This window comes from Bradyrhizobium valentinum (assembly GCF_001440405.1).
Taxonomy (GTDB): domain Bacteria; phylum Pseudomonadota; class Alphaproteobacteria; order Rhizobiales; family Xanthobacteraceae; genus Bradyrhizobium; species Bradyrhizobium valentinum.
Map to the genome: position 1 here is coordinate 85,373 of NZ_LLXX01000050.1, position 14,273 is coordinate 99,645.

Consider the following 14,273-nt stretch of genomic DNA (forward strand, 5'->3'; position numbering starts at 1 on the left):
CGGCTTGAGTCGTAAGGCGCTTGGTCCTGCAGCGCGGCATGCGCGAATGCGCGGCCGGCGCTGCCGCGCGCCGCGGCCGGAATGACCAGGACTTCAGCGCAGGGTTGCCACTGCCGGCTGGCGCGCTCCACAAAAAAACAACAATCCGGTCAACTAATGGGCGCGCATCGAGGAACGTGTCATGGTGCATCGCACCGACATCGCCGGGCGCAGCATGAGGCAGGCAAGTCCTGGCCATGACGGCGTATGCCGCCCTGCCCTGAATGGCGCCTTTCCCGACAACAACTTCTCACTCAGCCGACAAGACGTGCTGCTGTCTCCTCACGACGGTAGCCGCGCCGGCCGATGCATCGATCTCGAACTCCTGACCGTAAACTTCTTACCCTATGAGGCTTTGACGCCAGAGCATCCTGCAAGCGACGAAAATTCGGCCCAACAAACAAACGACAAGGGGAGGATACAGATGACTTTCCATGAGCGATATCTCGCCGGCTGCGCCGCGCTGGCGGTGGCTGCCCTGGTCACTGCCTCGCCGACGCACGCTCAAGCGCCGACGCAGCCTCAAGAAGCGGCCTTAAATGCCGAGGCGGCCCAGAACGACTGGCCGACCTATCACGGCACTTACAAGTCTTACCATTACAGCGGCCTCGACCAGATCAATACCGGCAACGTCAAGAATCTCGAAGTTGCCTGGATGCATTTTCCGGAGCGCGCCACCCGCGGCGTTCAGTCAACGCCGCTGGCCCTTGACGGCGTGCTGTACTATTCGGGCTCCTACAGTCGCATCTATGCGCTGGACGGCGCGACTGGCAAGACAATCTGGGCCTACGCGCCGGAGCTCGATGAGGACCTGGTCTCCAAGCAGACGCACTCGCCCTACAACCGCGGCATCGCCATCGGACACGGCAATCTCTATGTCGGCACGGTCGACGGGCGCCTGATCGCGCTCAATCTAAAGGACGGCAAGCCAGTATGGGACACCAAGCTGCTGGACTCCAAGAAGATGACTGTCGGCTTCACCGGCGCTCCGCTGGTGGTGAAGGACAAGGTGATCATCGGCGCCCAAGGCGGCGAATGGCCCCATCGCGGGCCGATCTTCGGCGTGGACGGCAAGACCGGACAGAAGAAATGGGAGTTCTTCACGGTCGCCGGTACTGAAGAGGCCATGAAGACCTGGGGTGGCGACTCCTGGCGGACCGGCGGCGGCGGCGGCTGGATGCCCGGAACCTATGACCCGGAAACCAATACGGTGTGGTGGGGCACCGCCAACCCCGCCCCGCTCTATGACTGGTCGGGCGCGGACTGGAAGAAGAGCGGACCGCGGCCGGGCGACAATCTCTACACCACATCGGTCATCGCGCTCGATCCTGATAGCGGCAAGCTCAAATTCTATCATCAGGAGCTGCCGCACGATGCCTGGGATTTCGACTCTTCGGTGGGCGAGTTCGTCATGCTCGATCGTGGCGGCAAGAAGCTCGTCGTGCACGCCAACAAGAGCGGATACGTCTTCGTCTATGATCGTTCCAACGCCAAGGTCGAGAACGTCTGGCCGCTGGTAAAGAACATCAACTTCGTCAAGAGCATCGATCCGAAGACCGGTGAACTGATCGGTCGCCGTGACTTCTCGGAAGGCAAGGTGGACCCGCCATTGTGCCCGGCAATCATGGGCGGCATTAGCTGGAACTCTGGCGCCTACAGCCCCAAGAACGGGCTCTTCTACCGGATCGGGCAGGAGTGGTGCATGGAGCTGACCGTCGAGAAGACCACGCCGGTCCTGGAGCCGATGGCCCAGCTCAATCTGGGCGCCACGTTCAAGGCTGTGGCGCCACCGGACGGACCGGCCCGTGGTCATCTCAGCGCCCGTGATCCGGTGACCGGCGCCAAGAAGTGGGAGGTCAACTACAAGTACCCGCCGCTCGCCAGCGTTCTGGCCACTGCGGGCAATCTGGTATTCGTGCCTGATGCCGAAGGCGTCGTGCACGCCTACAATGCGGACACCGGCGAAGAGCTCTGGTCGCGCAACAACGGCGTGGGGCATAATGGCGGCATCATCAGCTACATGGCCGGTGGCAAGCAGTACGTCGCCGTACCGGCGGGCTGGGGCAGCCTGGTGGGCGACGAGTTTGTCGCGCTCTTCGGCGAGCCCTTCAAGAGCATGTCGAAGAATACCGGAGCCCTGGTGGTCTTCGCGCTCAGGCAATGACGATGGCGCGGGCGGCAGGGATTGATCTCTCCCTGCCGCCCTGCCGACCAATACGTTGCCGCTCTTGCGTCGATACATTGCCGCGCTGCGGTGAATACGGATGCTGGAATGCGAATACCGTTTGTAACTGCTGCTTCCCTGGCCATCATCTGGCCATGGCTGTCGACAGCCACGTTCGCCCAACAGTCGGCTCCTGCGGGCTCGCCAAGTCCACCGGCGCAAGCTGAAGCCTCGCCGAACGACCTCGATGGCCGGACAATGTTCACAAGCAACTGCGGCTTTTGTCACCAGGATGGCGGCCGCCATCCTGGCAGGGGTCCGAAGCTGTCGAAGTCCGAGCGCAGCGACGAATACCTCATCGAGCGTATCAAGAAGGGCAAGACGGGCGCCATGCCTGCGTATGGTGAGGTGTTCAATGACGCCCAGATCGGCGCGCTTCTGGCCTACATTCGAGGGCTGGATGACTAGGGCGCCTTGTGCGGCGTATCGCCTCGCCCGGTACGCGGCAAGCCTATCGCTGCTCGTTCTCTGTAACGCATCTGCCGATGCCCGCTCGCTGGAAGCCATCACCGAGCGCGGCGCGTTGACGCTCTGCGCCAGCCCCAACGCGCTGCCGTTTGCAAGCAAGTTGGGACCCGTACCGGGATTTCAGATCGAACTCGGCGAGAAGATTGCCGAGCAACTCGGCGTCAAGCTGACGCGGGAGTGGGTGGTCAGTGCGATCCAGTATCGCCGCGCCGATTGCGACCTCGTGCTCGACGTCATCGCGCGCAAGGATACGGAGCCCCCAGGCGGTGTGCGGGTTTCGCGTCCCTATCATCGCAGCGGCGTCGTGCTCGCGGTGCGCAGCGATTCGCCGGCGTCGTCGCTGGCAAGTCTCGGTTCCGATCAGCGGGTCGGGGTCGCGGTCGGCTCATTGGTCTCCATGACGCTCGCCAAGGGCGGCACTGCCACGTCTCCGTTCGTGTTCGAGGACGATATCGTCGCGGCGTTGGCCAATCGCGAGATCGAGGCAGCCGCCGTCACACCGATGACGGTCGGCTGGTTCAACCTGCAGCATGCCGACAAACCGTTGCGCCTGATTCCGGCGTTCGACAACGATCAGGATTTGAACTGGAATATCGCGGCTGGGCTGCTTCGCCCCGACGACAAGCTGCGGCAGCGTGTCGATGCGGCGATCGAGGCCCTGCTCGCCGATGGCACCATCGCGCGGATCTATGCTCGCTACGGCATCGAGCTGCGACCTCCGCAGTGAGGCTGCGGTAGCGGTTTGGGCGGATTGTTACGAAACGTTCGCCGATGTCTGAGAATGGCCCCAACTGAGACATGGACGACGCGCGCGAATCTGCGTCATTGCCTCGCGTGATGCATCTGCAGCTCGGCAATGCGATTATCGGCGCGTCGAAGCCGCCGGCAGAGCTCGCGGTTGATGTTCTGCATCACCATCACATACGCATGGATGTCGGACTTGTAGCACGTGTAGAGTTTTTGGGCCGTAAGCTCATACAGCACGGTTGGGCTCTCCGCGACCACGGTGGCCGATCGATTCTGCATTTCGATAAGCGTCATTTCGCCGAAAAAATCACCAGGCATGAGATCCGCCATGCGAATGACGCGCCCGGAATCTCCCAGTTTGCTCACCACCAGCTCGCCGGAGTGAACAATGAACATCGAGCGCCCCGGCTCTCCTTCCGCGACCACAGTGGCGCCGGCGTCGAAGCGGCGCTCGACCAGCATTGACGCCAGGAGATCGAGGCTTGCGTCCGAGAGGCCGCCGAAGAAAGGGGTGGCGACCAAGAACGCTTTCAGATCGGGAGAGCTGACAGCCATCACCGTAACATACTCCCGCTGCCGGACGCGGCAAGCGGGCCAAACCGACAGGATGTATCTGAGAAGAATACTTGTCTGAGAAGAATACTCGCTCGAAGTGTCGGGCTGCCGATCGAGCCGGCAAAACGAAAAACCCCGGCATGAAGCCGGGGCTCGAAAAGCCACGGCGTACATCCGGCCATGACGATCTGGCTCTACTTAGCACGCAGTTTTTGAAGAAAGTGTGACGTTGCTTCTCGAGTCGATCGGGCAGCTTTACTGACCGACCCCCTCGCCGTCTGAAGGCAACTGCGACGTCGGGCGCTGTTTCATCAGCGCGTCCATGCCGTTCCGGTGCAGCCAGAGCAGCCCCATGGCGAGCTGGCGCAGGTCATTGCGGGCCGCACCAACAGGCAACCTTCTTGCACGGCGCAATGCGTCGGCAGCTTGCTTTTCCAATGCTGAGAGCTGACGTTTCACCTACAGCTCCGACCTAATCTCGCATGCCGGAGCTGTCTATCGCATTTCACGCGCAAGCTTTGTGAAGCGGATCACTGGCGGCTCAGGTTTGCGCTGCATCGCGGCGCTTGGAGCATGAACGGATCTCAATTTGCTTTTCGCAACCTGCAATCTCATGCGGCTGGATTCGGCCGGACGTGCTGGGCTGGAATGCTCTCGTCTCGTTCCAGCGGCAGGGTAAATTGAAAGACGGCGCCGCGGGGTTCGTTCGCGCTTGCCCACATCCGTCCCCCGTGAGCCTCGACCATCGACCGGCAGATAGCGAGGCCCATGCCCATGCCCTTGGGCTTCGTGGTGTAGAAGGCCTTGAAAACGTGCTCTACATCCGCCGGGTCCAGGCCCGGGCCGGAATCGCGAACCGTGACGAGCACGCCGCCGCCGGCCTCCCTCCCGGTGTTGATCCGGAGCTCGCGCCTCCCCCAGTCGATGCCGCCCATGGCTTCAATGGCATTGAGGATCAGGTTCAGGATCACCTGCTGTAGCTGGGTACGATCGCCTTCCACCATCGGCAAGCCGGGCGCGAGTTCGGTCTGTAGCGAGATGCCATGCTTGACTACTTCGCTTCGGGTCAGCACGACCATTTCGACGATGGCTTCATTGAGGTCGAACCGATCCTTCCGCGGCGGCAACTTGTTGATGAGGGCCCTGATCCCGCCGATGACGTTGCCGGCGCGCTGGCCGTCCTCGACGATACGGCCGAGGGAGTCGCGAACCTCGCCGAGATTGGGCGGCTGAGCGCGCAGCCAGCGCAGGGCGGCCTGGGCGTTGGTAACCGTCGCGGCGATCGGCTGGTTGACCTCATGGGCGATCGAGGCCGTCAGTTGTCCCATCGTGGTGACGCGATTGACGTGCGCGAGCTCCGCCTGCATGGCGCGCAAGGCTTCTTCGGCAAGCCTACGTTCGGTGATGTGTCGCCCGACGCCGCGGTAGCCGACGAAGCGCCCCGTATCGTCAAACACAGGCAGCCCGGAGACAGACACGTAACGCTTGCTCCCGTCGGGAGCAAGGCGCGCGAGCTCAAAATCACGGAACGGCAGGTGGGCATCGAGCGTCTCCCGGTGCTTGCGCCAGGTCTCTTCATCAGGCTCCACGTAAGGCACTTCCCAACGTGTCTTACCGATCTCGGAGCCCGACGCCGGCGCGTCGGCAAGGCTGTCCGCGAACTCCTGGTGAATAAAGCGATGCTGCGCATCGGTCTCCCAATACACGTCGAAGGAGAACTGCACGAGGGTGCGAAAGCGCTCCTCGCTCTGCCGCAGCGCCTCTACCGCCCGCTTGCGCTCGGACAAATCGAGGACAAAGCCAACGCCTTGATTTGCACCTTCTTCGAACATCGCCCCGCCGATCAGCACGGGGACGCGGCTTCCGTCTTTTCGCACGTACTCTTTCTCGAATGGTTGCGCAGTCCCGCTCCGCCTGAGCTCCGCCTCGGTGCGCGCGTCGCGCTCGTGCCATTCCGGCGGCGTCAGCATTGCCCGGTGCAGGCGACCCGAGGCGAGATCCTCCCGGTCGTATCCCACCATGCGGAGAAACGCGTCGTTGGCCTCAAGAATGCGTCCGTCCACTTCCCAGATGATGATCCCGATGATGTTGGCGTCGACCAGGCGCCGGATCTTCTTTTCGCGCTCTGCGACATCGTTCTGGAGCCGAACGTTCTCCTCTGTCGCTTTTCTACGCCGTCTCGCTTCGAGCCGTGCAAGCGCCAACGCCACCCCTGCCAAGGTTGCGACAATGACGACGGCCGCAGCAATCAACCAGGCTTTGCGTCGCTCGAGTGCCTCGGCGCGCTTCTCGTGATCCACGAGCAAGAAGCGCTCGTGGTCCACCATCTGGTCGATTTGCGACCTTATCTCGTCCAGGCTGCGGATCATCGCCAGCGCCGCCAGCCCGGAGGTGCTGGCCGTTTTGACGATGTCATCGATCTCGCGCAGCTTTGCTGTAACGGTCAGCGCCAGATGTCCGGCACGATGGTTCTGCAATGGATCGCTCGCTACCAGAGCCTGCAGCGCCTGGGCGTCTCGGCGTACGCTTTCGTCGGAGACGCCGTAGGCCTTGAGATATGAGGGGTCGAGAGTCAGCAGATACCCGCGCCTTTGGGCCTCCACGTCGGCGATGACCGTCCGCAGCCGATCCAGCGTCTCGAGCACCTGGCGGCTACGCTCGAACAAGAGATCTGCCGCTTGTCGCTCCTGACGATACTGGATGGCGAGAAACCCGGTCGCGGCAACTACAGCCAGAAGCACCGCGACCACGAGCGTCAGCGGACGAGCAAACCACCGAGAGGACTGGCTCAGAGGGACTGACATGGCCTTAAGCCTTCGATGCTCGCGAGAGTGGCTGTTTTCTGATGCCGCCGCAACGTATTGCTAGTATAATCGAAACACAGCCAGGCCCGCGCGGGTGAAATAGAAACCGGCATGCTCGGCCGCGCAGATTACACCGGCTCAGGGAGCCCGTCAGTTCCCTCGCAACGGCCAGAACGTCACGGGCAGCCCGCTCGCGTATTGTGAAGAACTACCCTCGGGCAGGAGCAACCCGCATGGCTCCGAGTGAAAAGTCGCCGCGCGGTCGAGGGCCGGCTAGCCGGCGCAGCTTCGTCAAGGGATTGGGGGCGGCGTTGCCGGCTCTCGCCCTGCTGCCGCGGTGGGGTTTCGCAGAGGATGTCGCCGCGACTTATGCCAACGCTGCGATAGATTGGAAACAATTTGCGGGGCAGACGGTCACGCTTGCGGGCGCGATCCATCCCTGGTCGAACGCGATCACTCCACTTTTGTGGGATTTCACCAAGCTCACCGGTATCAGCGTCGTTACTGACTTCCGATTGGAGACCACATATCTGGGCGCGCTGCCGATCCAGCTTGCTCGTGGCGGCAGTACACCCGACGTCTTCATGTTTACGACCTATGGCCAGGGCATCTCGGCAGGATGGCTCGAGCCGCTGAACGCCTATTATTCCGACAGGTCCCTGACCGATCTCGGCTGGTATGACGAGAGCGACCTTCTCAAGACCGCTCGCGCCTTTCCGTTGTGGCGGGACGGCGAACGCTACGCCTGCCCGATCACTTCAGAGGCGGTGACCTTGTTCATCAACGGCGATGCGCTGGCAGCCAGGAATCTGCCCGTTCCCCAGACTTTCGATGAGCTGCTCGCCACCGCCAACGCAATCAAGACCAATGAGATGTCCGGAATCGCCATGCGGGCCCAGGCCGGCGGCAATTCGTCTGTGCCGGCCATGAGCTTCGTGTTCTCCTATGGCGGGGACATGGTCAAGGACAACAAGGCCGCTTTCGCGAGCCCCGAGGCGATCGCGGCCGTCGAGATGTTCGGTCGATTGCTCAGTCAAGCCGGGCCTCGCGGTGTAGGCGGCTACGAATGGTACCACGTGCTGGACGACTTCCTTCAGCGCAAGACGGCGATGGCGATCGATAGCAGCAACTTCGCTACCGACATCTCCAATCCGGCGAAGAGCCAGGTCGCCAGGCAGGCCGTGTTTGCTGTCCATCCGCATATCGCCGGTCGCACGCCGGTGCCGTTCATGTCGCACTGGCAGGCGTGCATCAATTCCAGGTCGCGAAACAAGCGGGCGGCTTTCCTGTTTCTGCTGTGGGCAACTAGCAAGCCGACCTCAATGCGGACCGCCGCAGCGGGGCTGGCGACGACACGCGTATCGGCCTGGTCGAGCGAGGACTTCAAGAAGGCATTCGGTTCCCAAGCCGCGGAGGCGGCGCTGACCAACTTGCAGAATGCCGATGTCGACCGCGCCAAGGCGATCCTTTTCCATCCGCAATCGAGACCGATCCTGGATGCTTTCATGATCGGCGTGAATGAAGTGGTCTCCGGAGCGAGATCGGCGAAGGTTGCGATGACTAGCGCCGCCGAGAAAGCCAATGCGGTGATCCGCGGATAGCAGATCCGTTCCTGCCCCTGCACGAGTTACGGCTGCTGCATCAGCAGCCCATGACTTGCTCCACCCCGCGGCCAATATTGCGGCCGCGCTGCGATCGATGAATTACTGCCAGCCGCTGCTATCAGAGCCATCGAGCGCGTTTGAAGCGCAGGTAAAGCACTGTGCAAAGCAGCGCGATAACACCAACGATGACAAAGTAACCGTACTGAGTCTTCAACTCGGGCATATTTTCGAAATTCATGCCGTAAATCCCGGCGATCGCGGTGGGTACGGCCAGTATCGCAGCCCAAGCGGCCAACTGCCGCGTGATCACGCCTTGACGCTGCTGCTCCAATAGATTGCTCACCTCAAAAACCGAAGTCAGAACGTCTCGCAAGGAGTTCACCATCGCATCGACGCGTCGCACATGGTCCAGGACGTCCTGGAAGTAGGGACGAGCGTTGGCGTCGAGACACGGCGTATCGAGGTGTACGAGCCGGCCACAGACCTCCATCATGGGGCCGATGATCCGCTTAAAACGGATGAGTTCCTGTCGCAGCCCGAAGATTCGCTTGACATCTGCGCGGCTGAGGAAGCTGTCGAGAGCGCTTTGCTCCATGACCAGAACGCGTTCCTCGATCGTTTCGACAATCGGCAGATAGCCATCAACGATAAAGTCGAGGATGGCGTGGAGAACGTAGTCCGGGCCCTGGCCCAGCAGGCTAGGCGCCGCTTCGAGTTGCGCGCGAAGCTCGCTATGCGCCCGCGCCGAGCCATGCCGAACCGAAATGATGAAATTCTTCCCGACAAAAATTGCGGTTTCGCCGTAGGCTATGAGATCGTGCTCAAGATGAGCGGTGCGGGTCATTACGAACAGTTGGTCGCCATAGACATCAACCTTCGGTATTTGGTTCGCTTTGAATGCGTCCTCAATCGCAAGAGGATGAAGCCCGTAGTTCTTCTCAAGCTGCTCAAGCTCTCGTTTCGAAGGTTCGAACAGTCCGATCCAGACAAACTCGGATTTGCCCTTGCAATCGATAGGCTCGTCCAATGAAACGGCTTTTGCTTTCTTGCCCTTGCGATACAGGTGGGCTGCCACGACGCTCACAACGAGCTTCCTCCGAACCTATTGAGTGGGGCACCATCCTATCACGTAAATTGCCTGGGCTCAGAACTCATAGCCAGAAGATGACGGCTGCCGACTTGTCGCGGCGCTCATTTTGACAGGGTCGGGCCAAAGGCGACATCTCTTCTTTGGTTCAGTATAGTGAGACTCGGAGCCTGAGCTTCGTAGATCGGGGTAAGGGGTTAATTGATGAAGAGGATCTCGGCGGACATGATACCCGAGCACTTCTGGCAAATTAGGTTCGATCAAAACCACGATTCGAACACGCCGACGCTGCCAAGCATTTCCGAAAGCCCGAACTGCCAGAATTTCGCGTACGCTCTGCTCAAGCACTTCGGATTCGAAATATTTCCATTTCGGTCGAGTAACCTATGGGAGGACAGCAGCGAGACCTATGTGGTGTCAGACGACTTGAGGCCGCTCGACCTTTTGCTTTTCAATCGGACCCAAAATCCTTGGGGAGCGCATGTCGCACTTCACCTTGGTGAGGACCATGCTATTCATCTGAGCAAAAAGCAGTCAGAACCGGTGATCTGGCCGTTGGCCCAATTCCTCGAGCTTGCTGAGTATCAAACCTTCATCGGGGCAAAGCGGCTCCGAAAAATTGGCGTTTGCCCATAGTCGAAGAGCGCTAATTCGCCTTGTCCGCTTCGGGCTTCAAGGCGCACATCGACCGACGATCGGCGTTTATCGGTCGCCGCTAGATCGTGACCTGCGTTCCCACTTCCACCACCCGCCCCGTCGGAATTTGGAAGTAATCCGTGGCGTCGTTGGCGGAGCGGCTGAGGCGGATGAACAGCAAATCCTGCCAGCGGGGCATGCCCGAATGCACGGCCGGCTTCAGTGCGCGGCGGGACAGGAAGAACGACGTCGACATGATGTCGAACTGCCAGCCGAGCTTGCGGGCGATTGCCAGCGTCTTCGGCACGTTGGGCGATTCCATGAAGCCGAACCGCAGCGTCACCCGCGAGAAGGTCTCGCTGAGCTGCTCCATCCGTACCCGCTCGGCGTCGTCGATCCGCGGCGTCGGCGCAGTTTCGATGGTGAGAATGACGTTCTTCTCATGCAGCACCTTGTAGTGCTTCAGGCTGTGCATCAGCGCCGTCGGCGCGCATTCGGGGTCGGAGGTCAGGAACACCGCAGTGCCGGGAACCCGCTGCGGCGGGCGCTTCTCCAGCATCGCCACCAGCTCGGCGAGCGGAAACTCCAGCTTGCGTGATTTCTCGAACAGCAGCCGACTGCCGCGACGCCATGTGTACATCAAGAGCATCACGATGCCGCCCAGAGCCAGCGGCACCCAGCCGCCCTCGAACACCTTCAACAGGTTGGCCGCAAGGAAGGTGATGTCGAGGAAGAGAAACGGCGCGATCAGGGCTGCCGCCGCGACCGGTGACCATCTCCAGACCCGCCAGATCACGACAAAGCCCATCATGGCGGTGACCACCATGGTCCCAGTCACGGAAATTCCGTAGGCCGCGGCCAGCGCGCTCGACGAGCGGAACAGGACCACCAGCAGCATCACCGCAACGAACAGCAGCATATTGATGCGGGGAATGTAGATCTGGCCGGAATGGGCTTCCGAGGTATGGCGAATTTCGAACCGCGGCATCAGGCCGAGCTGAATTGCCGTGCGCGTCAGCGAATAGGCGCCGGTGATGACGGCCTGGCTCGCGATCACGGTCGCCATCGTCGCCAGCGCCACCATCGGGATCAGCGCCCAGTCCGGGAACATCAGGAAGAACGGGTTCTCGATCGCCTTGGGGTCGGCAATCAGCAGCGCGCCCTGCCCCAGATAGTTTATCGCCAGCGACGGCAGCACGATGAACAGCCAGGCGGTCTGGATCGGCCGCTTGCCGAAATGGCCGAGGTCGGCATAGAGCGCCTCTGCGCCGGTGACGGCGAGAAACACTGCGCCCAGCGTGATGAAGCCGATCATGCCGTGATGGAGCATGAAGGAGACGGCGTGGAGCGGGTTGAACGCCGACAGCACTTCGGGGTGGCGCGTGATCTGCGGCACGGCCGCGATCGCGATGACGGCGAACCAGAGGCACATGATCGGTCCGAAGAATGCGGCAACGCGCGCGGTGCCGTGGGACTGGACCGCAAACAGCGCCACCAGAATGACCAATGTCAGCGGCACGACATAGTGTTCGAAGGTTACGGTAACGAGCTTGATGCCCTCGATCGCCGATAACACCGACAGCGCCGGCGTCAGCACCGCGTCACCGTAAAACAACGCGCCGGAGATGATGCCGAGCAGCACGATTGCGCCGCCGCCCTTGGTGACCGCACGCTGCGCCAGCGCCATCAGCGCCAGCGTTCCGCCCTCGCCGTTGTTGTCGGCGCGCAGCAGGATGACGACGTATTTCAGCGTCACCACGACGATCAGCGCCCACAGGATCAGCGAGAGCACGCCCAGCACCGCCTGCGGGTTGGCGGTGCCCGCGTGTCCGCTGGCCGCGACGATAGCTTCGCGCAACGCGTAGAGCGGGCTGGTGCCGATGTCGCCATAGACGACGCCGATGCTGCCGAGCATCAAGGCCTTGAAGGTGGCGGTGGAATGCGTTTCGCCATGCCCATTGGCCGCGGGCGTTTCCGCCGCGGGGATCACAAACTGGACTGACATGAGACGGGGCCTCGGTCGTTTGCCGCACTGCACAAATGCAGAAGGGCAGCCCTATACTCCCGGCGCGCCCCGACGGGTTAGCCGGATTTCAGGCCTCCGCTATGCGCGGGTCGCATAGATAGCCGAATGCTTCGCCGCGAAAATGTTCACGGATTATCAGATAGTTACCTGAGTTCCGACCTCCACGACCCGCCCCGTCGGGATCTGGAAGTAGTCGGTGGCATCGTTGGCCGACCGGCTCATGGCGATGAACAGATGGTCCTGCCATAGCGGCATGCCCGACTGCGCCGACGGCTTGAGCGATCGCCGCGACACGAAGAACGACGTCGCCATGATGTCGAACTGCCAGCCGAGCTTGCGCGCAATCACCAGCGCCTTGGGCACGTTCGGCGATTCCATGAAGCCGAACCGCAGCCGTACGGTGGAGAACTTCTGGCTGATAGTCTCCATCTTGACGCGTTCGGACGGATCGACGCGCGGCGTCTGGGCGGTCTCGATGGTCAGGATCACATTGTGCTCGTGCAGCACCTTGTTGTGCTTGAGGTTGTGCATCAGCGCGGTCGGCACGAAGCTCGGATCTGACGTCAGGAACACCGCCGTGCCCTTGACGATATGGGGCGGACGTTTTTCCAGGCTCTTGATCAGGTCCGCCAGCGGCACCTCGATGCGCCGCGTCTTCGCGGTCAGGATCGCAGCACCCCGGCGCCAGGTCCAGATCATCACCGCCACGGCGACGCCGAACAGCAGCGGCACCCAGGCGCCTTCGAACAGCTTCAGCAGGTTTGCGGCAAAGAAGCTCATGTCGACAACGACGAGGGGCAGGATCACGGCAGCCGCTGTCGCCGCGCGCCAGTTCCACAACTTCCAGATCACGACAAAACCCATGATGCCGTCGACCACCATGGTGGTGGAGACGGCGATGCCATAGGCCGACGCGAGGCCGCTCGAGGTGCGGAACAGCAGCACCAGCAGCACGACCCCGATCAGCAGCAGGCGGTTGACGCGCGGCAGGTAGATCTGGCCGGCATGCGTCTCCGAGGTGTAGCGCACCTCGAACCGCGGCAAGAGCCCGAGCTGCACCGCCTGGCGGATCAGAGAAAACGCGCCTGTTATCACCGCCTGGCTCGCGATGACGGTCGCCGCGGTCGCCAACACGACCATCGGCAACAGCAGGATTTCGGGAACCAGCCGGTAAAACGGATTCTGGATCGCCGCCGGATCGGCCAAGACCAGCGCGCCCTGCCCGAAATAATTGATCAGGAGCGCCGGCATCACGAAATAGAACCAGCCGGTCTGGATCGGTTTGCGTCCGAAATGGCCGAGGTCCGCATAAAGCGCCTCGCCGCCTGTCACGGCCAGAAACACCAAACCCATTGTCACCAGCCCGATGGTGCCGTGGGAAAGCATGAACTGAATCGCATACCAGGGATTGATCGCGTAGAGCACCGTGGGATCGTCGCTGATGTGGATCAGGCCCAAAATCGTCAGCGTCGCGAACCAGACCACCATAACCGGCCCGAAAAGCGAGGCGACGCGCGCGGTGCCGCTGCTCTGCACCGAGAACAGGACCACGAGAATGAAGATCGTCAGCGGCACCACATAATGTTCGAGCGCTGGCGTGACCAGCTTGAGACCTTCGACCGCCGACAATACAGAAATCGCCGGAGTGATCATGGAATCGCCGATGAACATCGAGGCGCCGACCACGCCGAGCGCCAGCAACGGCCAGCTTCTGCGGCCCAGCGCCCGCTGCCCCAGCGCCATCAGCGACAGCGTACCGCCCTCGCCGTTGTTGTCGGCGCGCAACAGCAGCAGCACATATTTGGCGGTCACGACGATGAACAGCGACCATAGGATCAGCGAGAGCACGCCGAGTACGATGATGCGCGATACCGGCTGGCCTTCGGCCGCGTGGGTGACGGCCTCGCGAAACGCGTACAGCGGCGAAGTGCCGATATCGCCGAACACGACGCCGATACTGCCCAGTGTCAGGGCCCAAAAGCCAGAGGTAGCCTGCCCCTCATGGGCCTCGGTAGATGTGACGCTGACAGTCATGATGGAGAGGAACGTTCTCGTCGTTGAATTGATCCGGGCGGCTATCGAC

10 protein-coding genes and 2 pseudogenes are annotated in these 14,273 nt (G+C 61.7%); 5 read left to right on the forward strand and 7 right to left on the reverse strand.

From position 1 onward, the window contains the following. Positions 1-463: 463 nt before the first annotated feature. The 3 genes from CP49_RS09060 to CP49_RS09070 all read left to right on the forward strand — a co-directional run bounded on the left by CP49_RS09060 (position 464) and on the right by CP49_RS09070 (position 3,458). Positions 464-2,203 carry a pyrroloquinoline quinone-dependent dehydrogenase gene (locus CP49_RS09060; protein WP_057849952.1) on the forward strand — a complete coding sequence of 580 codons (1,740 nt, stop codon included), beginning with the start codon at positions 464-466 and terminating at the stop codon, positions 2,201-2,203. Between the two features lie 258 nt (positions 2,204-2,461). Continuing rightward, positions 2,462-2,671: a c-type cytochrome gene (locus CP49_RS49185; RefSeq protein WP_082645941.1), complete on the forward strand. Its 210-nt coding sequence runs from the start codon at positions 2,462-2,464 to the stop codon at positions 2,669-2,671. Beyond that, entirely contained in the window at positions 2,664-3,458 is a 795-nt protein-coding gene (locus CP49_RS09070; RefSeq protein ID WP_063791656.1) for a substrate-binding periplasmic protein, read from the forward strand. Before CP49_RS49185 ends, CP49_RS09070 begins: the two co-directional genes overlap by 8 nt. Positions 3,459-3,553: 95 nt before the next feature. On the opposite strand, the gene CP49_RS09075 is transcribed toward CP49_RS09070, so the two are convergent. The 4 genes and pseudogenes from CP49_RS09075 to CP49_RS49190 form a co-directional block, all read right to left on the reverse strand. Further along, positions 3,554-4,033, reverse strand: coding sequence for a Crp/Fnr family transcriptional regulator (locus CP49_RS09075; protein WP_057849927.1), 480 nt, complete (start codon positions 4,031-4,033; stop codon positions 3,554-3,556). A 255-nt stretch (positions 4,034-4,288) separates the two neighbouring features. Continuing rightward, a complete protein-coding gene (locus tag CP49_RS09080; RefSeq protein WP_057849928.1) occupies positions 4,289-4,492 on the reverse strand; it encodes a hypothetical protein in 204 nt (67 codons plus the stop codon). 152 nt (positions 4,493-4,644) lie between these two features. After that, positions 4,645-6,189, reverse strand: a pseudogene (locus tag CP49_RS42505) (PAS domain-containing sensor histidine kinase); the annotation flags it as partial. A 189-nt stretch (positions 6,190-6,378) separates the two neighbouring features. Beyond that, a pseudogene (locus CP49_RS49190) lies at positions 6,379-6,837 on the reverse strand (CHASE3 domain-containing protein); the annotation flags it as partial. A 233-nt stretch (positions 6,838-7,070) separates the two neighbouring features. On the opposite strand from CP49_RS49190, the gene CP49_RS09090 reads away from it, so the two are divergent. After that, positions 7,071-8,438: an ABC transporter substrate-binding protein gene (locus CP49_RS09090; protein WP_057849929.1), complete on the forward strand. Its 1,368-nt coding sequence runs from the start codon at positions 7,071-7,073 to the stop codon at positions 8,436-8,438. Positions 8,439-8,559: 121 nt separating this feature from the next. Here the strand turns inward: CP49_RS09090 and corA are convergent, their stop codons facing one another. Further along, the gene (gene corA, locus CP49_RS09095) at positions 8,560-9,525 is read right to left on the reverse strand and encodes a magnesium/cobalt transporter CorA (protein WP_057849930.1); all 966 of its coding nucleotides are present in this window, start codon (positions 9,523-9,525) and stop codon (positions 8,560-8,562) included. A gap of 207 nt (positions 9,526-9,732) precedes the next feature. Between corA and CP49_RS09100 the strand changes: the two genes are divergently transcribed. Further along, entirely contained in the window at positions 9,733-10,164 is a 432-nt protein-coding gene (locus CP49_RS09100) for a hypothetical protein (protein ID WP_057849931.1), read from the forward strand. A gap of 79 nt (positions 10,165-10,243) precedes the next feature. On the opposite strand, the gene CP49_RS09105 is transcribed toward CP49_RS09100, so the two are convergent. Next, positions 10,244-12,169, reverse strand: coding sequence for a potassium transporter Kup (locus CP49_RS09105; protein ID WP_057849932.1), 1,926 nt, complete (start codon positions 12,167-12,169; stop codon positions 10,244-10,246). 156 nt (positions 12,170-12,325) lie between these two features. Beyond that, positions 12,326-14,224 (reverse strand): potassium transporter Kup, encoded by a 1,899-nt coding sequence (locus CP49_RS09110; protein ID WP_057849933.1) that lies wholly within the window; start codon positions 14,222-14,224, stop codon positions 12,326-12,328. Positions 14,225-14,273 lie beyond the last annotated feature (49 nt).